The sequence below is a fragment of the Burkholderia sp. MSMB1588 genome (assembly GCF_001546925.1).
In the GTDB taxonomy this organism is placed as follows: Bacteria; Pseudomonadota; Gammaproteobacteria; order Burkholderiales; family Burkholderiaceae; genus Burkholderia; species Burkholderia humptydooensis.
On the sequence record NZ_CM003770.1, the window covers coordinates 724,635 to 750,571 of the forward strand.

Annotated in this window: 14 protein-coding genes; 2 read left to right on the plus strand and 12 right to left on the minus strand. The window is 69.7% G+C overall.

Annotated elements, in window-relative coordinates; translation table 11 throughout:
• Window positions 1-19: 19 nt before the first annotated feature.
• The 3 genes from WS92_RS03040 to WS92_RS03050 form a co-directional block, all read right to left on the minus strand.
• Window positions 20-4,144 carry a cytochrome P450 gene (locus WS92_RS03040; RefSeq protein ID WP_059934518.1) on the minus strand — a complete coding sequence of 1,375 codons (4,125 nt, stop codon included), beginning with the start codon at window positions 4,142-4,144 and terminating at the stop codon, window positions 20-22.
• A complete protein-coding gene (locus WS92_RS03045; protein ID WP_059934519.1) occupies window positions 4,141-10,329 on the minus strand; it encodes an SDR family oxidoreductase in 6,189 nt (2,062 codons plus the stop codon). The genes WS92_RS03040 and WS92_RS03045 overlap by 4 nt, the downstream gene beginning before the upstream one ends.
• Window positions 10,330-10,432: 103 nt before the next feature.
• Window positions 10,433-12,001 carry an acyltransferase domain-containing protein gene (locus tag WS92_RS03050; RefSeq protein WP_171845181.1) on the minus strand — a complete coding sequence of 523 codons (1,569 nt, stop codon included), beginning with the start codon at window positions 11,999-12,001 and terminating at the stop codon, window positions 10,433-10,435.
• A gap of 537 nt (window positions 12,002-12,538) precedes the next feature.
• On the opposite strand from WS92_RS03050, the gene WS92_RS03055 reads away from it, so the two are divergent.
• Together WS92_RS03055 and WS92_RS03060 are read left to right on the plus strand one after the other, a co-directional pair.
• Window positions 12,539-15,172: a hopanoid transporter HpnN gene (locus WS92_RS03055; RefSeq protein ID WP_059934520.1), complete on the plus strand. Its 2,634-nt coding sequence runs from the start codon at window positions 12,539-12,541 to the stop codon at window positions 15,170-15,172.
• Between the two features lies 1 nt (window position 15,173).
• Complete coding sequence (locus tag WS92_RS03060; protein WP_059934521.1) at window positions 15,174-16,148, plus strand: MlaA family lipoprotein; 975 nt, start codon at window positions 15,174-15,176, stop codon at window positions 16,146-16,148.
• Between the two features lie 116 nt (window positions 16,149-16,264).
• Here WS92_RS03060 and WS92_RS03065 read toward each other — a convergent pair whose 3' ends face one another.
• The 9 genes from WS92_RS03065 to hpnD all read right to left on the minus strand — a co-directional run bounded on the left by WS92_RS03065 (window position 16,265) and on the right by hpnD (window position 25,691).
• Complete coding sequence (locus WS92_RS03065) at window positions 16,265-16,828, minus strand: carboxymuconolactone decarboxylase family protein (protein ID WP_059934522.1); 564 nt, start codon at window positions 16,826-16,828, stop codon at window positions 16,265-16,267.
• Between the two features lie 39 nt (window positions 16,829-16,867).
• Window positions 16,868-18,211: an aspartate aminotransferase family protein gene (locus tag WS92_RS03070; protein WP_006028336.1), complete on the minus strand. Its 1,344-nt coding sequence runs from the start codon at window positions 18,209-18,211 to the stop codon at window positions 16,868-16,870.
• Entirely contained in the window at window positions 18,208-19,278 is a 1,071-nt protein-coding gene (locus WS92_RS03075) for a C45 family autoproteolytic acyltransferase/hydrolase (protein ID WP_059934523.1), read from the minus strand. Before WS92_RS03075 ends, WS92_RS03070 begins: the two co-directional genes overlap by 4 nt.
• A gap of 12 nt (window positions 19,279-19,290) precedes the next feature.
• Complete coding sequence (gene glnQ, locus WS92_RS03080) at window positions 19,291-20,019, minus strand: glutamine ABC transporter ATP-binding protein GlnQ (protein ID WP_006028338.1); 729 nt, start codon at window positions 20,017-20,019, stop codon at window positions 19,291-19,293.
• Window positions 20,016-20,672 carry a glutamine ABC transporter permease GlnP gene (gene glnP, locus WS92_RS03085; protein WP_015603682.1) on the minus strand — a complete coding sequence of 219 codons (657 nt, stop codon included), beginning with the start codon at window positions 20,670-20,672 and terminating at the stop codon, window positions 20,016-20,018. The genes glnQ and glnP overlap by 4 nt, the downstream gene beginning before the upstream one ends.
• 64 nt (window positions 20,673-20,736) lie before the next feature.
• On the minus strand, window positions 20,737-21,489 hold the full coding sequence (glnH, locus tag WS92_RS03090) for a glutamine ABC transporter substrate-binding protein GlnH (protein WP_006028340.1): 753 nt from the start codon (window positions 21,487-21,489) through the stop codon (window positions 20,737-20,739).
• Between the two features lie 418 nt (window positions 21,490-21,907).
• Complete coding sequence (locus tag WS92_RS03095; protein ID WP_015603417.1) at window positions 21,908-22,615, minus strand: phosphorylase; 708 nt, start codon at window positions 22,613-22,615, stop codon at window positions 21,908-21,910.
• A 6-nt stretch (window positions 22,616-22,621) separates the two neighbouring features.
• Window positions 22,622-24,640, minus strand: a complete 2,019-nt coding sequence (gene shc, locus WS92_RS03100) for a squalene--hopene cyclase (protein ID WP_059934545.1) — start codon at window positions 24,638-24,640, stop codon at window positions 22,622-22,624.
• Window positions 24,641-24,842: 202 nt separating this feature from the next.
• The gene (hpnD, locus tag WS92_RS03105) at window positions 24,843-25,691 is read right to left on the minus strand and encodes a presqualene diphosphate synthase HpnD (protein ID WP_006028343.1); all 849 of its coding nucleotides are present in this window, start codon (window positions 25,689-25,691) and stop codon (window positions 24,843-24,845) included.
• Between the last annotated feature and the right edge of the window lie 246 nt (window positions 25,692-25,937).

Genomic DNA, 25,937 nt, shown 5'->3' on the forward strand with positions numbered 1-25,937 from the left:
CCACTTGTGCGCTCGCACGTCATGCCGTCAGCGGACCGGCGAGCGCGCCCGTTTCGGTCTGCATCGCTTGCGCGGCGTCGCCGTCGACGCGCGTGTCGTCGATACGCAGCAGCACGTAGCCGCGCGCGTCGAGCACCGCGAAGCGGCCGGTCGCGTACTCGACGACGCCATCGGCCGACGCCGCCGGCAGGCGCGCGAGCTTCGCGCCGCCGATCCGCCACACGGCCGGCGCGTCGGTCTGCGCGGCGCCCCATTCGGCGAGCAGCACGCGCAGCACGTGCTCGACGTGATTGACGGGCAGGCGCAGCTCGAGCGGCAACGGCAGCGTCCACAGGCTCAGCACCGCGGCGGGCGGCACGCGGCCGATCCGCACGATGCCGGCCGACGCGTCGTCCGGCACGCTCCAGTCGCCCGCCGGCAGCAGCTCGCCGCTCCATGCGGCATGCGGCGCGCTCGTGAGCGGCGCCGGCTCGGGCGTCGCGCCGGGCGCCCGTGCGTACGCGGCGCCGATCTGCTCCGGCTGCGGCCGGTAGACGAGCGTCATGCTGAGCAGCTCGGCCCGCGTGCGCGCGTCGCTGCACCGCACGTCGACGCACCAGACGTCGCCGATCATGTAGCCGGCCGCCTCGCTGCCGATCTCCACGCCCGCGCCGCCCGCCGGCACCGCCGGCAGCGCGTCGAGCCGCAGCACGACGTTCGCCATCTCGCTCAGCTCGCGCGGCTCGCCCGTCGGCGGCATCACCCAGTCGCCGACCGCGCACGCGTGCTCGAGCACGAGCGACGCGGGCACCACCGCGCGCCCGTTGAAGCGGAACGCATGCGCGTACGGCGTGACGGCCGGATCGATCGCATAGCGCCCCTCGAAGCGCTTGAACGGCCGAAAGCGCACCGGCTCGCCGACGTGATGCCGGCGCGTGACGAGCTCGCCGATGTTCGGCAGCTCGCGGATCGGCTGGAAGCCCTTGATCTGCACGGGCGTCGGCGCGCGGCCGACCGCCCCCATGAACATCACCTCGCCGCTGCCCGGCGAAGCCAGTTCGCGCAGCCAGTGCCGCACGCCCTCGTCGACGTTCATCGGGCTCACGTAGCGCTGCGTGACCGCGAAGTTCGTGATCATCCCGACGCCTTCCCACGTCGGCCACACGAGCGTCTTCACGCCGCATGCGGGAGAGAGCGCGTGCTGCGCGGCCCAGAGGCCGAGGCGCGCGAGCGCTTCGTTCGCGGCCGCGTAGTCGGTCTCGCCCGTCATCCCGCCCCAGCGGCCCGTCAGCGAGCCGACGTTGCAGAACTGCGCGAGCCGCGGCCGCGTGCGCACCGCATCGCACAGATTCGCGAAGCCCAGCACCTTCGTGCGGACCGTGCGCGCGAAATCGTCGGCGCGCTTCCGGATCAGGCGTACCGGCTCGTCGACGCCCGCGTTGTGGATCACGATCCGCAGCGAATCGCCGAGCTCGTCGCACAGCGCGCGCACGGCCGCGCGGTCGGTCACGTCGCACACCCGGTAATGGACCGGCAGGCCGAGCGCGGCCATCTCGTCGAGCGCCGTCTTCAGCTCGCGCCGGCGCTTGAGCCGCTGCAGCGACGCGCGGATCGCCTTCGGCGGATGCTCGGGCGTCGCCGCACGCAACTGTTCGAGGCCGTAGCGCTTGAAGCCTTCTTCGTCGAGCGTCATCCACGGCTCGCCGCCGTCGGGCGGCGTCTCGCGCCCGGTGACGATCACCGTGCAGCCGTGGCGCTCGGCGAGCGCGCGCGCACACAACAGGCCGATCCCGCGCGCGCCGCCCGAGAACAGCACGGCGTCGCCCGGCCCGAGCGCCGAGCGCGCGTCGACGGCGAGCGGCGGCAGTTCGTTGCGCTTCGCGTGCAGCGTGTAGCGCACGCCGTTGCGATAGCCGACCTCGAACAGGCCCCAGCGATACAGCTCGTTGACGACGAGCCGGTCGACGCGGCCCGTCTCGTCGGGCGCGATGTCGAGCACGCGCACGTTGCAGTTCGGCAGCTCCTGCGGCAGCGTCTTCGCGAGCCCCGCCCACAGGCCGCCGAGCGGCTGCGCGCCGGCGTCGGCGCCATAGCCCATCTGCCCGTCCATCCATGTGAGCGCGACATAGAAGAGCCGCGACGTGTCGTCCTCCGCCGCCCAGTCGCCGTAGCACGCCTTCAGCAGCTCGACCGTGCGACGCATCGGCGCTTCCCACGCGCTCGCGTCGTCGAGCGCGAACGGCGCTTCGAGCCCGAGATCGACGATGCCGTCGAGCGGCCCCGCTTCGTTGACGAAAACCCGCGCCGCTTCCGCGTGGTCGGCGTTCGCGGCGGGCGCGAACACCGACACCTTCGCGCACGTTCGCGCAAGCGCCGCCGCGACGCGCTCGACCGTGCCGCCGCGCCCGTTGACGAGCGCGATGCGCCTGCCGCTCAACGCGGGCGAAGGCTCGTCGGGCACCGGATCGACGGGCACGGGCCGCCACGTGAAGCGCCACGCGGGCACGCTGTGGGCGCTCGCGTCGGTGTCGGTGCCGGCGGCGGGCAGCGCCGTGGCGGGCGAAGTCGCGAGCGACAGTGTCGCGGCGTCGCCCGGTTCGTGCTGCCGGGCGGCCTCGCGCGCGGCGGCGACAGCCGCGCCGCCTCCATGCGCGGCGTCGAGCGCGAGCGCCTCCTGCGCGGCGCCGGCGGCGCGCGCGCCGAGCCCGCGCGCCGCCGCCATCGGACACGCGGCGCCAGCCGCCGCAACCGTATCGCCGAGCGGCCGCAGCGCGCGCGCGGACTCGTGCTCGCGCACGCGCGCGAGATGGCTCTGCTGCCGCTCGCGCGGCTTCACGATCAGACGGATGCCGTGCACCGGCCGCAGCGAGATCGTCGCGCCGAGCTCGATCGGGTGGCCGGGCAGCGCGTTCAGATCGAAGTGCTGCGCGACCACCGCGACGAGCACGCGCATCTGCAGGAGCGCGGTCTGGAAGCCGATGCACTTGCGCATCCCGCCGCCGAACGGGAAGTAGACGAAGCGATGGCGCGCCGGCGCATCGCTCGCGAAGTTCTCGGGATCGAACGCGTCCGGATTGCGCCAGAACGCCGGATGGCGATGCGTGACGTAAGGCGACATGAAGACCGACGAGCGCGCGGGAATCCGGTAGCCGCCGATCTCGTCGTCTTCGACGAGATCGCGCGTGAAGCCCCAGATCGGCGGATAGACGCGCAGCACCTCGTCGACGACCTGCGACAGGTACGGCAATTGTTCGAAGTCCTGCACGGTGGGCGCGCGGCCGCCGAGGCGCGCGTCGAGCTCGTCGCGCAACTGGCGCAGCACGGCCGGATGCTGCGCGAGCGCGTACAGCGCCCACGCGAGGCCCGCGCCCGTCGTCTCGTGGCCTGCGAGGAACACGGTCATCACTTCGTCGTGCACTTCCTGCTGCGTCATCGGCGCGCCGGTGTCCGGATCGCGCGCGTTCAGGAGCAGCGAGATCACGTCGCTCGGCTCGCAGCGCGCCTCGCGGTGATCGGCGATGATCTTCGCGATGATCGCATCGATCGCGCGGCGCGCGTGCGCGATCCGGCGGTTGAAGCGCGTCGGCGCCCAGCGCGGGATGAAGTCGTTCATGTCGCCCTGCGGCATCATCGCTTCGATCCCGAAGCGCACCGCCGGGCCGACCGCCTCCGCGTGCGACGACACGTCGGTGTTGAACACCATCAGCCCGAGCATCCGGAGGCTCAGGTGCATCATCTCTTCGACGACGTCGACCGCCTTGCCGGGCGGCAGCGCGCTCCAGCGATGCGCGAGCGCGAGCGCCGCGTCGCCGACCGCGGCCGTGTGCGCATCGACCTGCTTCTTGTGAAAGAGCGGCTGCACCGCGCGGCGGTGACGCCGCCAGAATTCGCCGTCGGTCGTGAGCAGGCCGTCGCCGAAGAACATCTTGAAGTTGTCGTAGAAGCGCCCGCGCACGTAGTTGCGGTGATTCTCCTGCAGCACGTACTGGATGTGATCCGGATGCGCGAGCGCGTGCGTGACGAACGGGCCGAGCCGGTTGCGCGCGACGTCGCCGTATTGCTGGTGCAGCCGCAGCAGCATCGTGATCGGATTGCGCTTGTACGCGGCGAGGTTGCCCATCACGAGGCTGCCGCGCGGCCCCGGCGCCTGGCGGTACTTGCTCATGCCGTCTCCCGCTCGGTTGCGAGGCGCGCGGCGAGCGCGTCGACCTCGGCCTTCGTCGCATATGCGAGCGTCGTGCGGTGCACGTAGCCGATCACGACGCCCGACACGTCGCTCATCTCCATCAGCATCCGGCCGTCGGGGCGCACCGCCGCGAAGCGGTTGCCGCCGTGCGCGCCTTCGAGCGCGAACGCGCGGGGCGTCGCGTACAGATCGATCCGGTCGTAGCGGCGCGCAAGCTCGCAGTCGTTGCCGCCTTCGTACAGATCGATCCGGCCGATCGACACCGGCGCGGCGAGCGGAATGTAGTCGTTCGCGACGTAGTTCAGCACCGCGACGCGCGCGAGGCCGTCGAGCATGATGCTCGGGACGACGAAACGCGAGAACACGGGGTCGTCGGCGCCGACGTTCAACTGGTAGCGCGCGGCCTTGCCCGTTGCGGTAACGCCCGTGTCCGCCGTCGACACGAACATGCCCGTCAGCCGCACGGGCGCCGATTCGAAGTGGTACGGATCGGCAACCGGCGTGCGCGGCTCGTCCGGCCGCATCGGCCAGACGGGCCCGTTCGGATGGCGCGGCGCGACGAGCGCCTTGATCTCGAAGTGCAGCTTGTCCTGGACGAGCACCTGCCCGTTCGGCGCGAGCACGTCGCCCGTGATCCGCACCTGCACGACCGCCGCTTCGCCGTCGCGGCCGACGACCTGCGCGTGGATGCGCTTCGTGCTCGGCCGCTGCGCGTCGTACACGCGCAGGAAGTGGCGGAACGCGGCGTCGCGGAAGCCGACGACGCGCAGCCCCGGCAGCAGCTTCATAGCCGCTTCGGCCGCGAGCTCGGGCACGAACGTGCCGGGCAGCGTCGCGAAACGATTCACGACGTGGTGCTGCAGGTACGCGTCGGTGCGCAGATCGAAGATGCGCTCGAACGTCACGCTGTCGCTCGTGCGGCGCACTTCGCGGCCGAGATAGAAGTCGTGGCTCGGCAGCGGCGCGATGCGCTCGCGCGGCGGTGCCGGGGGCGACGGCGGCTGCGCGGACTGCTCCGTTCGCGCTTGCAGCGCGGACGCCGGCGCGTCGAAGAACGTCGGCAGATGCGCCTCGATCGCGCGCCGCTCGGCATCGCCCAGATGCACGGAGCTCGCCGCGCGCTCGGTCAGGTTGATCTCGCGCAGGAAGTGATGGATGCCCTCGTTGGTCCGCATGCTCGTGAAGAGCCCGCTCTTCTCGAGGAACGCGCGCGTGACGGGATTCGCACCGAGCCCGACCGAGCGCCACAGCGTCCAGCCGATCGTGAACTCGTCGCGCGCGAGCGCCGCGCGATGGTACGCGGCCTGCGTGTTGAGGAAATCGTTGCCCGATGCGTAGTCGGTCTCGCCCGCCTGGCCCGTCAGGCCGATGAACGAGCCGAAGTTGCACCACGCGCGCGGCTGCGCGGCGCCGAACGCGTCGCGCACGTTCCAGTAGCCGCGAATCTTGATGTCGCGCACCGCGACGAAATCGTCGAACGATTTCACGTTGACCGACGCGGAGCGGTTCAGGCCCGCCGCGTTGACGACCAGATCGATCGGCTGGCCGGCCGCGGCAATCCGCTCGACCGCCGCGCGCACGCTGTCCGCGTCGAGCACGTCGGCGCACAGGTAGAACACCTTGTTCGGGCCGCAGTACGACTTCATCACGTCGATGTTGCGGCGCGCGGCGCGGGCCTCGACCTGGCGATCGAACGCCTTGATGATCGCGGGCAGCGGCAGGCCCGGATTGAGCGCCTTCTGCTCGCGGATGTAATCGGGGCGGCGGCGCGCGAACGCTTCGTCGCTGCCGGCGAACACGTCGGGGCCGTAGGCGTCGAGCGCGCTGCTGCCGATCAGATGGATCGTCGGCTGGAAATGCTCGGCAACCGCCTTCATCAGTTCCGCGGTGATCCCGCGCGCACCGCCGAACGCGACGACGACCGAATCGGGCCCGAGCCGCGCGAAGCCGTCGGCGGGCAGCTCGCCCGCGTCGCGCGTCACGCGCGGCGTGAGGCGCCGCCCGCCGCACAGCGCGACGACGGGCAGCAGATGCTGCGCGCCGCTCTCGCGCTCGGCCCGCGCGACGCCGTGCCGGATGTCCGCATCGTCCGTCAGCACCGCGAGCGAGCGCGCATGCGGCAACTCGATCGCGAGCGCCTTCACGAGGCCCGTGAACATCCCCGCATCGGGATGCAGCACGTCGTCCTTCACCGCGTCGAGCAGCAGCGCGATGAACGAGCCCTGCTGCGCGACACCGTCATAGCACTGCTTGAGCGCGAGGAATGCGAGGTCGTGCAGCTTCAGCCGCCCGGACGACGGCGCCGACAGGCGATCCGGCGCGAGCGCGCTCGTTTGCAGCGACGTCAGCAGCCGCACGTGGCGCGTGCCCGACGGAATCAGCCCTTGCAGCGCGGTTTCGCCGAGCGCGTCGACGACGACGAGCCGCGCGCGCGAGAACGCCGTCGCGCGCGTCGACAGCACGAGCAGGTCGGCGGGCAGCATGCCGATGCCGTCGAGCAGCTCGGGCGCATCGGTCACGACGACGCTGCCCGCGGGTAGGTACGCGATCGCACCCGCGCCCGCATGCCACGGCGTCTCCTGCAGATCGATCCGATAGCGGGCGACGCCGAGCGGCTCGCCATCGGCGGCAACGTCGGTCGCTTTCAGCGTCGCGGGAATCGGCACGCGCTTGTCGGGCGACGCGGCGGCGGCGGCATCCACCGCCGCCGCAGGCGTCGACGACATTGCGCCAAGGTGAGAAGAAACGGGAGCCGCCGAGGACGGCACCGAAGACGGCACCGAAGCGCCGCGCGCGCCGGACGCGTCATGCGAGCGCGCGCCGCCGTTGCCGCCGGCAAGCGGCGACGGCGGCGCATGGCGATCGATACGCAAGCCGAAACGCATCCGGTCGCGCGCATTGCCGAGCGCGACCGACGCCGCGGCCGCGCCGCCGACGAGCGCACGCAGCACCGCAAGCGCGCTGTCGGCGCCCGCATACGTGAGCTCGCGGCCGCGCGCATCACGCAACACGAGCGGCGTTGCCGCGGCGGCGTGCGCGAACGCCCGATCGCTCTCGATCCACGCGAGCGCCGGCAGCCCGGCCGCGTCGGCCTGCGCCTTCGTCGTCACCGCGAACAGCACGATCCCTTCGCCGAGCGGCCGATCGAATGCCGGCTGCACTTCGTCGGCCGAGTTGCCGTTGATGCCGCCGACGATCACCATGTCGAGCTCGCCGCTTCTCAGGAAGCGCGATGCCACCTCGAACGCGGCGAGCGTCGACGCATGCCCGGCGTCGACCGTCATGTTCATCCCGTGCAGATCGTGGTAGTTCGCGACGCGCGCCGGAATCACGTTCGGCATCATGCCGGGGAACGAATTCTCGGTCGTCGGCGGCACGAGGCGCCTCGTCTTTTCGGCGACGCGCGCGAGCGCATCGTCGAGCGGCGCGCGCGATGCGTCGTCGAAGCTCGCGCGCACCGCGGCCGCGATGTCGTCGACATAGCAGCGGCTCGCATACAGCGCGGCGTTGCGCGTCGGCCCCATGTGGCCCATCACCACGCCGATCGAGTTCGCATGCGCGCTCCAGTAGTCGCGCAACTGCTCGCGCATGTCGTGCGCGGCGTCGAGCGCCATCAACTGGCAGCGGTCGAGCGCGCGCAGCACCGCGGGCGGCATCCGCACACGGTCGAAGCTCGGCAGCGGATACGCGGGGCCGAAGCTCGCGCCGGGCGCCCCGCCCGCGCCGTTCAGCCACGCGGCGATCGCGTCGCGGCCGTCGAGCCCCGGGAATTTCGCGGACCAGCCGACGATCGCGAGCGGCTCGCGGCTCACGCGCGCGGCAGGCTGCGACGCGCTCAGGTCCGGCCGATACTCGCCGACGATCAGATGGCCGTTCGTGCCGCCGAAGCCGAAGCCCGACACCGCCGCGACGCGCGCCGCATCGGCCTTGCGCGGCCAGTCGACCGCCTGCGTCGGAATCGTGAAGCCGCTCGACTCGATGTCGAATTCCCGCGGCGGCTCGGCGAACCGATGCTGCGGCGGGATGCGGCCGTGCTCGAGCGCGAGCAGCACCTGGATCAGCGAGACGACGCCCGCCGCCCAGCCGGTATGGCCGACGAGCGACTTGTTCGACGTCACGTACACCGGGCGGTCGTGCTTGAGCCCGTCGCGCAGGCTCTGGAACTCGGCGAGGTCGCCCGCGGGCGTGCCCGTCGCGTGCGCGACCACCCAGTCGACCGCTTCCTTGCGCACGCCGGTCTGCCGGTACGCGCGCTCGATCGCGATGCTCTGGCCCGCCGAATTCGGCGCGTAGATCGCCTTGCCCCTGCCGTCCGACGACGAGCCGAACGCCTTCAGCACGCCGAGCACGCGGTCGCCGTCGGCGAGCGCGCGCTTCAGGCGCTTCAGGATCACGACGCCCGCGCCGTCGGCGAACAGCACGCCGTCGCACGCCTTGTCGAGCGGCCGCACTTCGCCGCTCTTCGACAGCCCGTGCAGCTTCGAGAACAGCACCGAGCCGCGCGGCGCGAGCGCGAACGCGCCGCCGCACGCGACGACGTCGTGCTTGCCGGCGAGCAGGCTCTTGATGCCGAGGTCGACCGAATAGAGCGACGACGAGCACGCGGTGTCGACCATCATGTATTCGGCGTCGTCGGGCAGCACGCCGCGCATCGCGTTCAGGCCGACGCGATGCGGGAAATATTCGGACAGCTCGCCCGTGCCGCGCGCATAGCGCGCGCGCAGCACCGCGTCGATCTGCGCGATGCGGCGCTCGCGCTCGTCGGGCGGCGCGCCGGCCTCGTCGAGCGTTTCGCGCAGCCGCGCGCGCATCGCCGCGAGCACCATCCCTTCTTCCAGATGCTGGCTGCCGTCCGCCGTATAGCCGACGACGAACGACGCGCGGTCGCCCGCGCGCACGCGCACGCCGTCGAGCGCCTGGCGCAGCGAATGGCGCAGCCACAGCGTCGTCAGCTCGCCGGGCGCGGCGGCCGCTTCAATCTCGGCGCGCAGCCGCGCTTCGGGCTCGAAATGCTCGATGAACACCGAGCGCGACTGATAGCTCTTGTCTTCCGCCGACGGATCGGTCGAATGGAACGATCGGTAATCCCAACGATCGGGCGGCACGTTGCCGAACAGCTCGGGGCCGTTCAGCAACGCCTGCCAGAACGCCTCCGGGTCGCTCGCGCCGGGCAGTGCGACGCCCATGCCGACGACGGCGATTTCGTCGGTATCGTCGTCGGGCGCGGTTGCCGCGCGAGACGCGTCGATTGGGACGGAAGGCGACGCGCACGCGAATTCCGCCGCCGAGGCCGCCGCCGGAGCCGATGCTGAAGCCGTGGCCGAATCCGCCGGCACCGACGAAGAAACCGCATGCGCCGCCTGCGCCGCGTCGCGCCACTCGCGCCGCGGCGACAGCGCCTCGCTGCACAGCGACAGCCCGCCGTCCGCGACGATCACCTGCCCGGTGATCCAGCGCGCCGCGTCGGACGCGAGAAACAGCACGACGTCCGCGAGATCCTCGGCGGTCGCGAGGCGGCCGAGCGGCGTCGCCGCGATGCTCGAGCGCTTCGTGTTCTCGGGATCGGGAAACTGCGCAGCCACGTCGCCATCGATCAGCGTCGACGACGCGCCGTTCACACGAATGCCGAGGCTCGCGTACTCGACGGCCAGATAGCGCGTCAGCGATTCGAGCGCGGCCTTCGCGGTGCCGACGACGAGATAGTTCGCCGGCACGAGCGTCGCGCCCACCGACGACACGTTGACGATCGCGCCGCCGCCCGCGCGCGCCATCAGCCGCGCCGCGCGGCGCGCGCACCAGAACGCGCCCTTCAGATTGGTGTCGAGCGCGCGGTCGAAGTGCGCGGCCTCGATGTCGTCGACGCTCAGCAGCGCGCCCGACGCCGCGTTGTTCACGAGAATGTCGAGCTTGCCGTACTTCGCTTCGATTTCGTCGAACATCCGCTCGACCTGCGCCGGCTGCGCGACCGACGCGCGCACGACGTCGACCGTCGCGCCGAGCGCGCGCAGCTCGGCCGCGGTCTCTTTCGACGCGTCGAGCGAATGAAAGAAATTCACGATGACGTGCGCGCCCTCTTCGGCAAAGCGGCGGCAGATCGCCCTGCCGACGTTCTTTGCCCCGCCCGTCACCAGAACCCGTTTCCCCAACAGATAGGAATTCGACATAAATCGCAGTGGTCAGGATTACCAAACATTCGGAAGAGACTCTCCGTCTGATCCGGCCCTCTCCTCTCGTTATTCTCGTGGCGCGCGGTGCGTGCGCGGCGCTTCAGCTCGTGACGAGCGCCGCCTCGCCTTGATGCTCGTAGACGAAATCGACGATCTGGCCCATCGCCTTGAAATCGCCGGCGCGGAAATTCGCCGGCAGCGGCGGCAACCCGTAGCGCGCGCTGATCCGCTGGATGATTTCCGTCTGCTTGACCGAATCGATGCCGAGCTCCGCTTCGAGCTCGACCGTCTCGGTGAACACCTCGACCGGGTATTCCATCGCCTCCGCGTAGATCGCGACGAGCTCGGCGAAGAGCCGATCGCGCGGCACCCGCGCGGATGCGGCGGCCGCAACCGGCACGGCCGCTGCTTGCGCGACCGGCGCAACGGGTGCCGCAGCCGGCGGGACGCCCGTCGCGGCCGCGGGCGCGAACCCGGCCGCCACGCCGCGATCGGTCACGATTTGCGGCGCGGGCGTCGCTTGCAGCCCGCGCGCGTCGAAGAACCGCTTGAGCTCGCCCTTGATCTTGTCGACGATTCCAGGACCGCTGTTGCGCCAGAACTCGTCGAAATCGAGTTGCAGATTGCTTGCGCGAATGTCGTCGTTCATGACACTACCCCCATTGAAATATGCGAGAACGTTCTCCAGGCCGGCGAGTTCGCCTTCCGCGCTCGACGCGCCCGGAAAGGTCTTGGCGGCGCCGGGCCCCAGCGCGCGCACCGAGATCCTGCTGAGCGCGTTCAGCGCCCCGCACTCGACGAACGCGCCGACGCCGGCGGCTTTCAGTCTTGCGACCCCATCTCCGAACCGGACCGGCAGCACGAGATGGCGCGCGAGACACGCGCCGAGATCGTCGGCCGCCGCGTAATGGCGATTCAATATCGGTGAATAAACCGGATATTCAAGCGCTTTGTTTTTATAGGCTTTCAGACGTCGCCCAAATTCGATTCGCGCATTTTCCAGATCGTCATGATGAAATGCGTAAGGCGAATTCAATATTTGCGCGGAGATATTGTTTCGAGCGCAATAGGCGCAGAATTCGTCGACGTATTCGCGCGCGCCGGACACGACGGTCTGCGACGCGTGATTTTCGACCGCGGTCCGCACGCGCCCCGCGCGGCCGTCGGGCACGCCGCGAAAGCACGCGGCGAGATGCGCGCGCACCGCGTCGGGCGACGCGGACACGGCCGCCATCCGGCCATCGGCGGGCGCGGCTTCACGCAATGCGTCGATCCGGTCGCAAACGATGTCGGCGCCTTCGTCGATCGAGAACGCGCCGGCGCACGTGAGCGCGGCGATCTCGCCGAAGCTGTGGCCGACGAGCACGTCGGGCCGCGCGCCGTGCACGCGCAGCGCCTCGAAGCATGAGACGGACGTCGCATAGATCGCGAGCTGCAGCAGATCCGGCGCGTGCCGCAGCAGATCCTCGACGCCGATGTGCCCGTCCCACATGGTCGCGAGCAGCGGGCGGCGCAACCGCCGCACCGAGACGGCGTCGATCGCCTGCATGGCCTGCCGCACCACGGGATACGCGCCGCTCAATGCCCGCGTCGCGCCCGCATAGAACGCGCCTTGCCCGGGAAACAGAAATGCCACTTGCGCCATGAGATTGCCTTTGCCCACCACCAATGCCGAACGGCCCGATGTCGATCGGTCGAGCGTCTCCCCAGCCTCCTGGTGAATATTTATTCGATTACGCATCGCGGCGGCGATATGCAATCCTTAAATCCATTAACGAATTGGCGTAAAGTAACATATACGCTTACACACCTATGTTCGCCAAACTACACATCTTCTGTGCGCATTTATGCGTCGAATGCACATGACATCGCGCTGCGCCTGCTCGAACCAAAGTCAAAGTCGCGACAATATTTGTTAAATATCTTGAATTAACCGACTGAAAATCGATATTCGCGCGCGGCGCTCCGGATTGGCGGCCGTCATGAACGAATCGGCGCGGATCGCGGGCCGCAACGCACCCGTCGCCTTCCCCGCGGCGACACATCACTCCCCGTTTTTTCGCACGCATCCCAGCCCTCGCATTCCCGCCCTATTTCACAACAATCCGGCGGGGATTCCCCCGCGCCGGAACCCAGCCGACTCTGAAACCCGCGCGCCGGTATACTTGGACACTTTGCCTTTCCGCAGCCCCCAACCCGCCGCCTCATGCTGACTTCCGTCCTCGTCCGACTCGTCGCCTGGTCGGTGCGGCGCCCTATCTGGGTCGTCGTGCTGTCGCTCGCCGCCGCCGCGCTCAGCAGCGTCTACGTCGCACACCATTTCAAGATCAACACCGACATCAGCAAGCTCGTCGAGAACGACCCGGAATGGGCCGCGCTCGGCCATGCGATCGACGACGCGTTCCCGCAGCGCAGCCAGACGATCCTCGCCGTCGTCGAAGCGCCCGCGCCCGAATTCGCCGCCGCCGCCGCCGACGCGCTCGCCGAAGGGCTGCGCCGCGAAGCCGAAGCGGGCCGCATCGGCCAGGTATCGGAGCCTGCGGGCGGCCCGCTCTTCGAGCACGACGGGCTGCTGTTCCTGCCCGAGCAGGACGTCGCGACGACGACCGCGCAGCTCGCGGGCGCGCGGCCGCTCGTCAACGTGCTCGCGAAGGACCCGAGCATCGCGGGCCTCGCGACGACGCTGTCGACGACGCTCGGCGTGCCGCTGCAATCGGGCCAGGTCAAGCTCTCGGGAATGGCGAAGCTGCTGTCGCGCAGCGCGGCGACCGTCGACGACGTGCTCGCCGGCAAGCGGGCCGCGTTCTCGTGGCGCGCGCTCGTCGATGCCGACGCGGCCCGCGAGCCCGCGCGCGCGTTCGTGACCGTGCAGCCCGTCGTCAACTACGGCGTGCTGAAGGCGGGCGAGCAGGCGTCGCGCACGATCCGCGCGACCGCGCAGGCGCTCAGGCTCGACGAGCGCTTCGGCGCGGCCGTGCGGCTGACGGGCGAGCAGCCGCTCGCCGACGAGGAGTTCGCATCGGTCCAGGACGGCGCGGCCGTCAACGGCATCGCGACGCTCGCGATCGTGCTCGCGATCCTGTGGATCGCGCTGCGCTCGAAGCGGATGATCGCGTCGGTGTTCGTCACGCTGTTCGCCGGCCTCGTCGTCACGGCCGCGCTTGGGCTGATGATGGTCGGCTCGCTGAACATGATCTCGGTCGCGTTCATGGTGCTGTTCGTCGGCCTCGGCGTCGATTTCGCGATCCAGTACGGCGTCAAGTATCGCGAGGAGCGGCACCGCGATCCGAATCTCGAGCACGCGCTCATCGGCGCCGCGCATGCGATGGGCATGCCGCTCACGCTCGCCACGGCGGCCGTCGCCGCGAGCTTCTTCTCGTTCCTGCCGACCGCGTACCGCGGCGTGTCCGAGCTCGGCCTGATCGCGGGCGTCGGGATGTTCGTCGCGCTCTTCACCACGCTCACGCTGCTGCCCGCGCTGCTCAGGCTGCTCGCGCCGCCCGGCGAGCGCAAGGCGCCCGGCTTTCCCCGCCTCGCGCCCGTCGACGACTATCTCGACCATCATCGCAAGCCGATCCTGATCGGCACGCTCGCCATCGTGATCGGCGCGCTGCCGCTCCTCGCGCATCTGCATTTCGATTTCAATCCGCTGCATCTGAAGGACCCGCATAGCGAATCGATGGCGACGCTGCTCGCGCTGAAGGATTCGCCTGAGGCGTCGGTCAACGACGTGTCGCTGCTCGCGCCGTCGCTCGCGGCCGCGAACGCCGCCGCGAAGCGCCTCGACGCGCTGCCCGAGGTCGGCCGCACGACGACGCTGTCGACGTTCATCCCCGACGCGCAGCCGCAAAAGCTCGCGACGATCGCCACGGCCGCGCGCGAGCTGCTGCCCGCGCTCACGCAACCGGCCGCGGCGCCCGTGCCCGACGCGCAGCGCGTCGCGGCGCTCAAGCGCGCATCGAACCTGCTCGAATACGCGTCCGAAGACTACCCGGGCCCAGGCGCGGCGGCCGCGAAGCACCTGTCGGAATCGCTCGCGAAGCTCGCCGCCGCCGATGCGGCGACGCGCGACCGCGCGGAGCACGCGTTCTCCGCGCCGCTGAAGATCGCGCTGAACCAGCTCGCGATGCTGCTGCAGCCCTCGGAGATCACGCGCGAGAACCTGCCGCCGCAGATCGTGCGCGACTGGATCGCGCCGGACGGCCGCGCGCTCGTGCAGATCTCGCCGAAGGTGCCGAAGGGCGTCGATCCGGGCGACGACGCGACGCTGCGCCGTTTCGCGAAGGCCGTGAAGGCGGCCGAGCCCGGCGCGATCGGCGGCCCGATCTCGATCCTGCATTCGGCGGATACGATCATCCGCGCGTTCCTGCAGGCGGCCGCGCTGTCCGTCGTGTCGATCACGGTGCTGCTATGGATCACGCTGCGCCGCTTCGGCGACGTGCTGCGCACGCTCGTGCCGCTCCTCGTGTCGGGCGTCGTGACGCTCGAGCTGTGCGTGCTGCTCGGGATGCCGCTCAATTTCGCGAACATCATCGCGCTGCCGCTGATGCTCGGCGTCGGCGTCGCGTTCAAGGTGTATTTCGTGATGGCGTGGCGCGCGGGCCAGACGGGCCTGCTGCAGTCGAGCCTCACGCACGCGGTGCTGTTCAGCGCCGCGACGACGGCCACCGCGTTCGGCAGCCTGTGGCTGTCGCATCATCCGGGCACGGCGAGCATGGGGCGGCTGCTCGCGCTCGCGCTGTCGTGCACGCTGATCGGCGCCGTCGTGTTCCAGCCCGTGCTGATGGGCAAGCCGCGCACGAAGCGCGTGACGAATCAATCGCAAGGAATCGATGAATAAGATGCGAACCACCGCGTCGGCGCTCGCCGTCTGCCTGCTTGCGAGCGGCTGCGCGACCGGCCCCAACCGGCACCCGGGCGACCCGCTCGAGCCGATGAACCGCGCCGTTTTCAAGTTCAACGACACGGTCGACACGGCGATCGCCGTGCCGATCGCGAAGGGCTATCAAAAAGTGACGCCGACGCCGCTGCGCACGGCAATCAGCAATTTCTTCTCGAACCTCGGCGACCTCGGCAACATCGCGAACAACCTGCTGCAGCTCCGGATCACCGATGCGACGCAGGACGTGATGCGCGTGGCGATGAACTCGGTGTTCGGCGTCGCCGGGCTGATCGACGTCGCGTCGCTCGCCGGGCTGCCGAAGCATCACCAGGACTTCGGCCTCACGCTCGCGCGCTGGGGCGTGCCGTCCGGCCCGTATCTGGTGCTGCCGGTCTTCGGGCCGAGCTCGTTTCGCGACGGCGTCGGCCGCGCGGTCGACGTCCGCTTCAATCTGCTGAACTACATCGAGCCTGCCGCACGCAATCCGATGTACATCGCGCAGTTCATCAGCGCGCGCTCGGATCTGCTCGGCGCGACCGATCTGCTGCAACAGGCGGCGCTCGACAAATACTCGTTCGTGCGCGACGCGTACGTGCAGCAGCGCCGCGCGCTCACGTATCACGGCGGCGGCGAGGAGGAATCGCTGCCGAACTACAACGAACCCGGCGGCGAGCCGGCGGGCGGCAAGGGCGGCAGCGCGCCGGGCGGCTTGCCGCAATACGAGGACCCGGGCGAGGGCGCGGGCGGCATGCCGCCGGGCGACGCCGGCGCGAGCGGCGCGGCCGCGGCGCCGGCGGCGGCATCCGCCGCGGCGCCCGCCCCCGCATCGGCGGCTGCGCCTTCGCCGGTTGCGCCGGTTGCGCCGGTTGAACCAGCCGCGCCGGTCGTGCCAGCTTCCGCGCCGGCGGCGAATTCTCCGTCGTCGACGAACTGACACCCGCCCCGCCTACCGACAACGGTGGCCGTTTCGCTTCCGCAACGGCCGCCGTTGTCTCGTCCGGGTCGGGCGCGCGCATTGCCCGCCTCGACGCGGCTTCGTCGTTCCTCCCGTCACTCCGCGAACGGCAACGCCGCCTGCCCATCGGCGCGCATGTCGAACACGTTCAGCGTCATCGCGACGAGCGCGTAATAGCCGAGCAGCGCGACGAGATTCACGACCACCTGATGCCCGAACCGCGCGACCGCCGCGTCGTACGTCGCATCCGACACGCGCTTCGTCTCGTACAGCTCGGTCGAAAAGCGGAAGATCAGCGCGTCGTCGGCATCGTCGAACGTTGGGGCCGCGCCGGCCCGGATCGCTTCGGCGACGGCGGCGGGCACGCCCGCATCGAGCGCGATCGGGTGGTGGATGTGCCATTCCGCCTGCGAGCGCCAGCGCGCCGCCGTCACGAGGATCGCGAGCTCCGACAGCCGCAGCGGCAGCCCCGTCCGATACCGGCAGAACGCGCCGAGCCGCTGCGCATGCCGTGCGAGCTCGGGGCTCGCGATCCAGCCGAGAAACGGCCCGTTCAGGTTGCCGCGCGGCCCGCTCAGGATCTCGTCGAGCACGGCGTTCTGCTCGCCGGTCGCGGTGTCGCGATTGAATTCAGGAAGCCTCATCTTCGTTTTCGTCATGTCGATCACCGATGGCAAGGATGCGCGAGCGGGCGCGCATCAACGCGCCGCCGCGCCGATCGAAGCGAGCGCCGCATCGATCGCGTCGCCGAGCCGCCCGACGATCGTGTCGATCTGCGGCGCGGTGCAGATGAACGGCGGCGCGAGCAGGATATGATCGCCGAGATGGCCGTCGACGGTGCCGCCCATCGGATACACCATCAGCCCGCGCTGCATCGCCTCGCGCTTGACGATCGCATTCAGCTTCAGCTTCGGATCGAACGGCGCTTTCGTGCCGCGCTCGCGCACGAGCTCGACGCCGACGAAGAGCCCGCGGCCGCGCACGTCGCCAATGTGCGGATGATCGGCCGAGCGCGCGCGCAGCAACGCGCGCAACTGCTCGCCGCGCGCCTTCACGTTGTCGAGCAGCCGGTCCTCGGCGATCACGCGCTGCACTTCGAGCGCGGCCGCACACGCGCTCGCGTGGCCGATGTACGTGTGGCCATGCTGAAAGAAGCCCGAGCCGTCGACGATCGTCCGGTAGATCGCGTCGCTCACGAGCGTCGCGCCGATCGGCTGATAGCCCGCGCCGAGCCCTTTCGCGATCGTCAGGATGTCGGGCGCGACGCCGTCCTCTTCGCACGCGAACAGATAGCCGGTGCGGCCCATCCCCGACATGATCTCGTCGAGGATCAGCAGCACGCCGTACTTGTCGCACACCGCGCGGATCTTGCGGAAATAGTCGCGCACGGGCGGCACCGCGCCCGCCGTCGCGCCGACGACGGTTTCCGCGACGAACGCCGCAACCGTGTCCGGCCCAAGTTCGAGAATCCTGCTTTCGAGCTCGTCGGCCAGGCGCTGCGCGAACGCCTCCTCGGTTTCGTCCGCACGCTGCTCGCGATACGCGTAGCACGGGCTCACGTGATGCGCTTCGATCAGAAGCGGCAGGAACGGTTCGCGCCGCCACGCGTTGCCGCCGATCGCGAGCGCGCCGAGCGTGTTGCCGTGATAGCTCTGCCGGCGCGCGATGAAATGCCGGCGCGCGGGCTCGCCCTTTTCGACGAAGAACTGGCGCGCGAGCTTCAACGCGGCCTCGATCGCTTCCGACCCGCCTGATACGAAATACACGTGCTCGAGCCCGGCGGGCGCAGCCGCGACGAGCCGGTCCGCGAGCGCCTCCGCCGGCTGCGTCGTGAAGAACGACGTGTGCGCGTACGGCAGTTGCTGCGCCTGCCGCTTGATCGCGTCGATCACGCGCTGATTGCTGTGCCCGAGGCACGACACGGCGGCGCCGCCGCATGCGTCGATATAGCGCTTGCCGGTCGAATCGACGATCTCGATGCCGTCGCCCGCGACCGCAACCGGCAGATTCGCGCGCGGCGCGCGGTGAAATACGGTGGTCATGCGTGTCCTTGTTCCTGTCGATGCGCCGACGGACGCTGCGCGTCCCGCGGCACGAATTGCTGAAATCGCACCGAGCCCTGCTCGCGCACCTCGAACGCGACGCCGTCGTCGCCGATCGAGAACAACGCGGTCGCAAGCGTGTTCTCGTCGTCCGGATCGTGCGGATCATCGCGATAGATCGGCAGGCCGTCGCCCGCGCGATCGGCGAGCACGCGCCACAGCGCGGCCGCGTCGGCCGCGCCGCCGAGCGGCGGCAGCAGTTGCGCGAGCCGCGCTTGCCGATCGGCTGACGACGCGGTGACGATCTGCGCCTCGGCGTCGCAACCCGGATGGATCAGATGGTTCGCATGGCCGTACACGCCGTCGACGTCGAGCACCGACGTGCGCATGACGCTCGCCTCGACGCTGACGACGCGCGCATCGCCCGCGCAGCCGAGCGTGTGATGGAAACCGCTCGCGCGCGGCGCGCCGCGCAGCACGCGCAGCGCATCGTCGAGCGATGCGGCGTCGAGCACCGCACGCGCGAGGATCATCCGCGGCACGCCCGCCGCTGGCCGTCGAACGCGCACGTTGTTGATCGTCTGCACGAGCCCCGCGCGATTCGCCGCGAACGTATGGCCCGGCAGCGAGCCCGGATAGTAGAAGCTGACGAAGCCCGGCTTGCCGTCGGGCCGCACGTCGACGAGCATGCACTTGCCGCGCAGATGCGGATCGCCGTCTTCGTTGTGCGCGATCGTCCGCTCGCGCGGCGTGCGCACCGCGAGCGTCGTGCAGCCGTCGGGCGCATTGTGGATCAGCTCGCCGCGGCAGTTCCAGACGAACACGTCCTGCGCATGCCAGCCGAGGCCGGCGGCAATCCCGTCGAGCTCGGCGACGAGCGCCGGAAACGCCGCCTCGGCCGCGCGGCGCAGCGCGGCGACGAACGGATGGCCGCGCCAGCGCGCGACCGCGCGCCACGCGCCGCTCTGCGCGAAGTACGCATCCATTGCCGGCCGGGCGAGCTCGCCGAGCTGCCGGCCGATGTCATGCGGCGAACCCGTCACGACGACGGGCGTAAGAAACTTCATCGGTTGTCCTGATCACGAAACATGTTTGAGAAAATCCTTCAGGCGCGGCGTCGGCGGCTGATCGATCAGCGCCTTCGGATCGCCGTCCTCGGCAATGCCGCCCTGATCCATGAACAGCAGGCGCGTGCCGACCTGCTTCGCGAAGCCGATCTCGTGCGTGACGACGATCATCGTCATCCCTTCGTTCGCGAGATCGCGCATCACCTTCAGCACCTCGTGGCGCAGCTCGGGATCGAGCGCCGACGTCGGCTCGTCGAACAGCATCAGCTTCGGCTTGATCGCAAGCGCGCGCGCGATCGCGACGCGCTGCTGCTGGCCGCCCGACAGCTCGGACGGATAGTGGTTCGCGCGCGCCTCGAGGCCGACTTTCGCGAGCAGCGCCATCGCCTGATCGCGCGCCTGCGCGCGCGACGCGCCGCGCACCTGGATCGGCCCGAACATCACGTTCTCGAGCGCGGTCATCTGCGGAAACAGATTGAACTGCTGGAACACCATGCCCGCTTCGAGCCGGATGTTGTGGATCACCGCGGCCTTGCCCTTCACGCTCTGCCCGTCTACGAGCAGATCGCCGCCCGTGATCTTCTCGAGGGCGTTGATGCAACGGAGCATTGTCGACTTGCCCGAGCCCGACGGGCCGACCACGACCACCACCTCGCCCGCGTCGATGCGCAGGTTGATGTCCTTCAGCACCGGCACGTGGCCGAAGCTCTTCGACACGTTGCGGAATTCGACCATGCTCATAGGATGCGCATCCTTTTCTCGACGAAGCGAAGCGTGAGCGTCATCACGCCGGTGAGCACGAGATAGATCGCGGCGACCGCGGTCCAGATCTCGACCGCCTGGAAATTGCCGGCGATGATCTCCTGGCCCTTGCGCGTCAGCTCGCCGACGCCGATCACGATGAACAGCGACGTGTCCTTCAGGCTGACGATGCATTGATTGCCGAGCGGCGGAATGAGCCGCCGGAACGCGAGCGGCCCGACGATCTTCACGAGCACGCGCGGCATCGACAGCCCCATCGCGAGTCCGGCTTCGGTCAATCCTTTAGGAATGGAAAGCAGTGCGCCGCGCACGACTTCGGCAAGATACGCACCCGAGTTCAGCGTGATCGCGACGATCGCGGCCGTCAGGCCGTCGATGCGGATGTGCGCGAGCAGCGGCAGCGCGAAATAGAGAAACATCACCTGCACGACGATGGGCGTGCCGCGAATCAGCTCGATGTACACCTGCGCGAGCACGTTCAGCACGACGGGGCCGTACGCGCGAAACATGCCCGCGATCATGCCGACGAGAAAACCGCCCGCCAGCCCGAAGAATGCGATGAAAACCGTGAGCCGCACACCGTCCATCAGGTCCGGCAGCGCAGCCCATATCGCTGACCAATCGAATTGCACATTCAGCTCCCGATAACGTTCCGATCGACGCGGCGCCGCGCGCCGCGTCGCCCTGATGCGTCGCTCAAGACTTCGGCGGCTCGGAGCCGAACCATTTCTTGTAGATCTTCGCGTAGCGGCCGTCGGCCTTCATCTTCGCGAGCTCCGCATTGACCTTCGCGACGAGCGGGCTGCCCTTCGGGAAGCCGATGCCGTACTTGTCGCCACTCACCGGCGCGCCCGCCACCTTCACGCGCCCCTTGCCCTCGTTGTTCACGAAGAACAGCACGTTCGGCGTGTCGTGCATCGCGGCGTCGACACGGCCCGCCTCCAGCGCGAGATACGCCTGATCGATGTTCGGGAACTGGCGGATCTCCTTGGGCTTCAGGTGCGCCTTGATCCAGTCGATCGTCGCGGTGCCCGTCTTCGCGGCAATCACCTTGCCGTTCAGATCGTCGATCGACCTGATCATCGTGTCGTTCGCCTGCACCATCGCGGCGAGGCCGCTGTCGTAGTACGGGTCGGAGAAATCGATCGCCTTCCTGCGCTCCTCCTTGATCGTCATCCCGGACAGCGCGACGTCGATGTTCTGCGTCTGCAGCGCCGGAATCAGGCCGGCGAAATCCATCGGCTGGATCTTGTAGGTCCAGCCGGCGTCCTTCGCGATCTCGGCCCACAGGTCGAGATCGAAGCCGACGTACTTGTCGCCCTGCTTGAATTCGAACGGCATGAACGAAGTGTCGGTGCCGACGACGAGCTCCTTCGCATGCGCGCTCGCGAGGCTCGCGCCGACGAGCGCGACCGCGACGACTGTCTTGATGAACGAACGGCGTCCCATGATTTCTCTTCTCCGCAGTGAATGGCGATGCCCCGAGCCGACGGGGGATTGGCGACGAACACCGGCGACATCGAAACATACGATGTCATTATCGTAGTCTATGCAACATGTGTTGTCATGACGGATGCTAAGCCGCCAAAAAAGAAAGCAACAGGAATTCGTGTCGCGAGAAACCCTAGGGTCGGTGGAGGATGGGAAGGAGGGCGGAATGGCCGCGCGCGCCGGTCATGGTGGAGCGGATGTCGGAATCTCTGGCGGGGTCGGAGCAAGAACGGGCGCGCATTGCTTCGAATGACGAACCGATTCGCACGGCGGCTGCGCAGCGGAATGCGGCCGCGTCGCACGCGCGCCGAAACGACGCAACGACGCAACGACGCAACGGATCAGTCCATGCTGATCGCGGACCGCCGCCCCGTGCTCAACCGATCCGCCACGCCCCCGCGCGCTCGAACGCCTGCCGCGCCTGCACGAGCGTCGCGCGGGCGGCGCGCGCGTCGCCCGCGACTTGCAGCAACGCGCCGAGCTGCGACGGCGCTTTCGCGAGTTCGCGCAGGATCGGCAGGATCGCCGTGCTGCCGTCTTCACGCAGGCCGGCCATCGCGGCCTTCGGCAGCGTGCGCCACGCCGGATCGACGATCGCGCGGCACACCGCGAACGGCACGCCGCGCGCCGCCGCGAACGCGCCAGCGATATGCGATTCCATGTCGACCGCGAGCGCGCCCTTCGACCGGTGCAGCGCGTCCTTCTCGCGCGCGTCGACGACGGGCGCGCCGACCGCCGCGACCGCGCCGCGACGCGTGCGCGACGCGACCGGCGTGCCGGCGAGCGCGGCGACGATGCGCGCGCTCCACGCGGCATCGGTATCGAGCACGCCGAACGGCCCGTCGACGGAATCGGCGACGATCAATGCGCCCGGCGCGAGTTCGGGCGCGAGCCCGCCCGCCGTGCCGAAGCTGACGACGCCCGCGCAGCCGTGCGCATCGGCCGCCTCGGCGAGCGCACGCTCAAGCCGGTCCGCGCGCGCCGCATAGACGGCCTCGACGCCCACGCCGCGCGCGATCCGCGCTTCGAACGCCATTCCGGCGACGGCGATCACGGGTGCGGCCGAACGACCGAAACCAGCCATCGGCCGTTACATCCCGACCGTCACGCGCGCCGCACCCGCGCGCTTCAGGTTGCGATAGCGGGCGAGCGCCCACAGCGGGAAGAACTTGCGGTAGCCGTGATAGCGCAGATAGAACACGCGCGGGAAGCCCGTCGCGGTGAAGCGCGTCTCGTCCCACAGGCCATGCTCGCGCTGCGTGCCGAGCAGATGGTCGATGCCGCGCGCGACGGCCGGATTGTCGACCTCGCCCGCCGCCATCAGGCCAAGCAGCGCCCACGCGGTCTGCGACGACGTGCTCGGCGCGCGCTCGTAGCCGCGGTAGTCGAGCTTGTAGCTGTCGCCGTCCTCGCCCCAGCCGCCGTCGGGATTCTGGATCGACAGCAGCCATTGCGCGGCGCGCTTCACGCGCGGATCGTCGTGGCCGAGGCCGGCCGCGTTCAGCGAGCACAGCGCGGTCCACGTGCCGTAGATGTAGTTCATCCCCCAGCGGCCGTACCAACTGCCGTCCGGCTCCTGCTCCTTCAGCATGTAGTCGAGCGCGCGGCGCGCGGGCTCGCTCGACGCGCTCGTCTCGCCGAGCTGCGCGAGCATCGACAGGCAGCGGCCCGACACGTCGGCCGTCGGCGGATCGAGCAGCGCGCCGTGATCGGAGAACGGGATGTTGTTCAGGTAGTACTGCGTATTCTCCGGCTCGAACGCACCCCAGCCGCCGTCGCTGCTCTGCATGCCGACGACCCACTCGCGCGCGCGCGCGATCGACTCGCGGTACGCGTCCGTCTGATCGTGCTTCGCGACGCGGTCCATCGCCATCACGACGACCGCCGTGTCGTCGACGTCCGGATAGTGCGCATTCGCGTACTGGAACGCCCAGCCGCCGGGCCGCACGTGCGGGCGGCGCGAGATCCAGTCGCCGCGCACGTCGAGGATCTGCCGCGGCACGAGCCAGTCGAGGCCGCGCACGGCCGCTTCGCGCGCGCGCTCGTCGCCCGTTTCGAGCAGCGCGTGCGCGGCGAGCGACGTGTCCCAGACGGGCGACAGGCACGGCTGGCAATACGCCTCCTCTTCGCCGACGACGAGCAGCTTCTCGATCGACTGGCGCGCGATCGCGCGGTTCGGATGATCCTCGGGGTAGCCGAGCGCCGCGTACATCATCACCGCGTTCGCCATCGCCGGATAAATCGCGCCGAGGCCGTCCTCGCCGTTCAGGCGCTCGTCGACGAACGCCGCCGCCTGGCGGATCGCGCGCTCGCGCGTATAGCGCGGGAAGAGGCCGTCGGCGAGACGCAGCACGCCGTCCACCGCGCGGAAGAACGCAAACCAGCCGGCATGCTGATGCGGCTGCTTCGGCAGCAGGCCGGTGTTGACGGGCGCGCTCTTGAACAGCTCGTCGATGCGCACGCCGCGCGGGTTCTTCGCGACCGGGCGCTTCGCGTTCAGCACGAGAAGCGGCACGATCACGGTGCGCGCCCAGTACGACACCTTCGACAAATGGAACGGGAACCACTGTGGCAGCAGCATGATCTCGACCGGCATCATCGGCACCGCGTACCACGGCACGACGCCGTACAGCGCAAGCTGGATCCGCGTGAACACGTTCGACATCTCCGCGCCGCCCATCGCATGGATCGCGCGGCGCGCACGCTGCATGTGCTCGGCGTTCTCGTCGTCGCCGATCACCTTCAGCGCGAAGTACGCCTTCACGCTCGCGCTGATGTTCGGCGCGCCGTCGGTGAAGAGCGGCCAGCCCCCGTCCGGCTGCTGGATGCGGCGCAGATAGCGCGCGATCTTCTGCTCGAGCTCGGCGTTCGGCTCCTCGCCGAGATAGTGGACGAGCAGCACGTATTCGGCGGGAATCGTCGAATCGGCTTCGAGCTCGTAGACCCAGTGGCCGTCCGCGTTCTGCGCGGCGAGCAGCGCATCGGTCGCGCGCGCGACGGCGGCGTCGAGGCCGGTCGTCGCGGCGGACGGGGCGGGCGCATCGGCGGCGGCCGGCGCGGCGGGCACAGCGGTGGCGTCGAGCGTGTGCATTTCGGTCATGTCGTTCATCGGTCCCTCTCTTATTGCCGGCGCGTGCCCGGCGGTTTCGCCTGGCGGAGCGCGCCCGTTCGTCGCGGGCCGGCCTGCGGCCGTCCAAGCGCCCGCGAGCACCTGGATCGGCACGCGCATGCGCGTGCCGGGGGGGTTGCATGCGCCGCGCGGGTGTCGCGCGACGGCGAATGGCGATGCGGCGCGCGCCGCCCGCATCGAATCAGAACAGCGCGTAACGCGCCACGAGCAGCAGCATCCGCGCGCGCGGCTTGCGCAGCGGCGCGCGCGGCGGCGCGAAGCCGCGCGCGACCGCGGCTTCGAGAATCAGGCGATACGCGCCCGACATGATGCGCGGCGCGCGAACCTGCGCGCGCCGCGACGCGTCCATCACCGCGTCGGCCTGCGCAAAATGTTGCTGCGCGCGCTCGACGAGCGTCGCGCACACGCGCGGCAGCTTCGGGTCGCGCGCAATCGTCTGCGGATCGGCGATCGCGATCCCTTCGCGCGCGAGCAGCTCGCGCGGCAGGTAGCAGCGGTTGATCGTCGCGTCGTCGTCGATGTCGCGCAGGATGTTCGTCAGTTGCAGCGCGCGGCCGAGGTGATGCGACAGCTCGCGGCCGGGCTCGTCCGGCATCCCGAAAATCCTCACCGATAGCCGGCCGGCCGAGCTGGCGACGCGGTCGCAGTACAGATCGAGCGTCGCTTCGTCGGGCGCGCAGATGTCCTCGGCGGCGTCCATCGCCATGCCGTCGATCATCGCGTGAAAGTCTTCGCGACGCAGGCCGAACTTGCCGATCTCGCGCGCGAGCGGCACGAGCGACGCGCGTGGCTTGCCCGCGTAGCAGTCGTCGATGTCGGCGCGCCAGCGGTCGAGCTGCGCCGCGCGCTCGGCGCGCGGACCGCCTTCGTCGGCGATGTCGTCGACCGCGCGGCAGAATGCGTAGACCTGGAACATCGCGTCGCGCTGCTCCGCGGGCAGGATGCGCATCGCGAGATAGAAAGAGCTGCCCGATGTGACGGCAGCGGCGTCGGTTTCGTTATCGTCCACGACGGGATTGGAAACGGCCAAGACGAGCTCCGCTAAGACGCCCCCGCGGGGCGATTGAAGAAGCCATGCCCGGCTGGGGATGGTAAATGCGTGCGAGATGCGCGAACGATCGGCGCAGACAGGCACAAATTACCGGCGGGAAACCGGAATTGGGCGTGAGTATAGCAATCTTTAAAGGCCGTTGCCGCGCGGTTCGGCTGTCGAATTCGGGGCGGGCGGCGAAGCGTGGCGCGGTTGCGACGCGGTCGTGGCGAATGCCTGGCGATG

Bases quoted from the DNA above. Each gene is read 5' to 3' on its own strand.
- glnH (WP_006028340.1), bottom strand. From the start codon at position 21,489: ATGGGACGCCGTTCGTTCATCAAGACAGTCGTCGCGGTCGCGCTCGTC.
- WS92_RS03055 (WP_059934520.1), top strand. From the start codon at position 12,539: ATGCTGACTTCCGTCCTCGTCCGACTCGTCGCCTGGTCGGTGCGGCGC.
- WS92_RS03075 (WP_059934523.1), bottom strand. From the start codon at position 19,278: ATGAAGTTTCTTACGCCCGTCGTCGTGACGGGTTCGCCGCATGACATC.
- WS92_RS03070 (WP_006028336.1), bottom strand. From the start codon at position 18,211: ATGACCACCGTATTTCACCGCGCGCCGCGCGCGAATCTGCCGGTTGCG.
- glnQ (WP_006028338.1), bottom strand. From the start codon at position 20,019: ATGAGCATGGTCGAATTCCGCAACGTGTCGAAGAGCTTCGGCCACGTG.
- WS92_RS03045 (WP_059934519.1), bottom strand. From the start codon at position 10,329: ATGTCGAATTCCTATCTGTTGGGGAAACGGGTTCTGGTGACGGGCGGG.
- WS92_RS03040 (WP_059934518.1), bottom strand. From the start codon at position 4,144: ATGAGCAAGTACCGCCAGGCGCCGGGGCCGCGCGGCAGCCTCGTGATG.
- WS92_RS03095 (WP_015603417.1), bottom strand. From the start codon at position 22,615: ATGGCTGGTTTCGGTCGTTCGGCCGCACCCGTGATCGCCGTCGCCGGA.
- WS92_RS03065 (WP_059934522.1), bottom strand. From the start codon at position 16,828: ATGACGAAAACGAAGATGAGGCTTCCTGAATTCAATCGCGACACCGCG.
- shc (WP_059934545.1), bottom strand. From the start codon at position 24,640: ATGAACGACATGACCGAAATGCACACGCTCGACGCCACCGCTGTGCCC.
- WS92_RS03060 (WP_059934521.1), top strand. From the start codon at position 15,174: ATGCGAACCACCGCGTCGGCGCTCGCCGTCTGCCTGCTTGCGAGCGGC.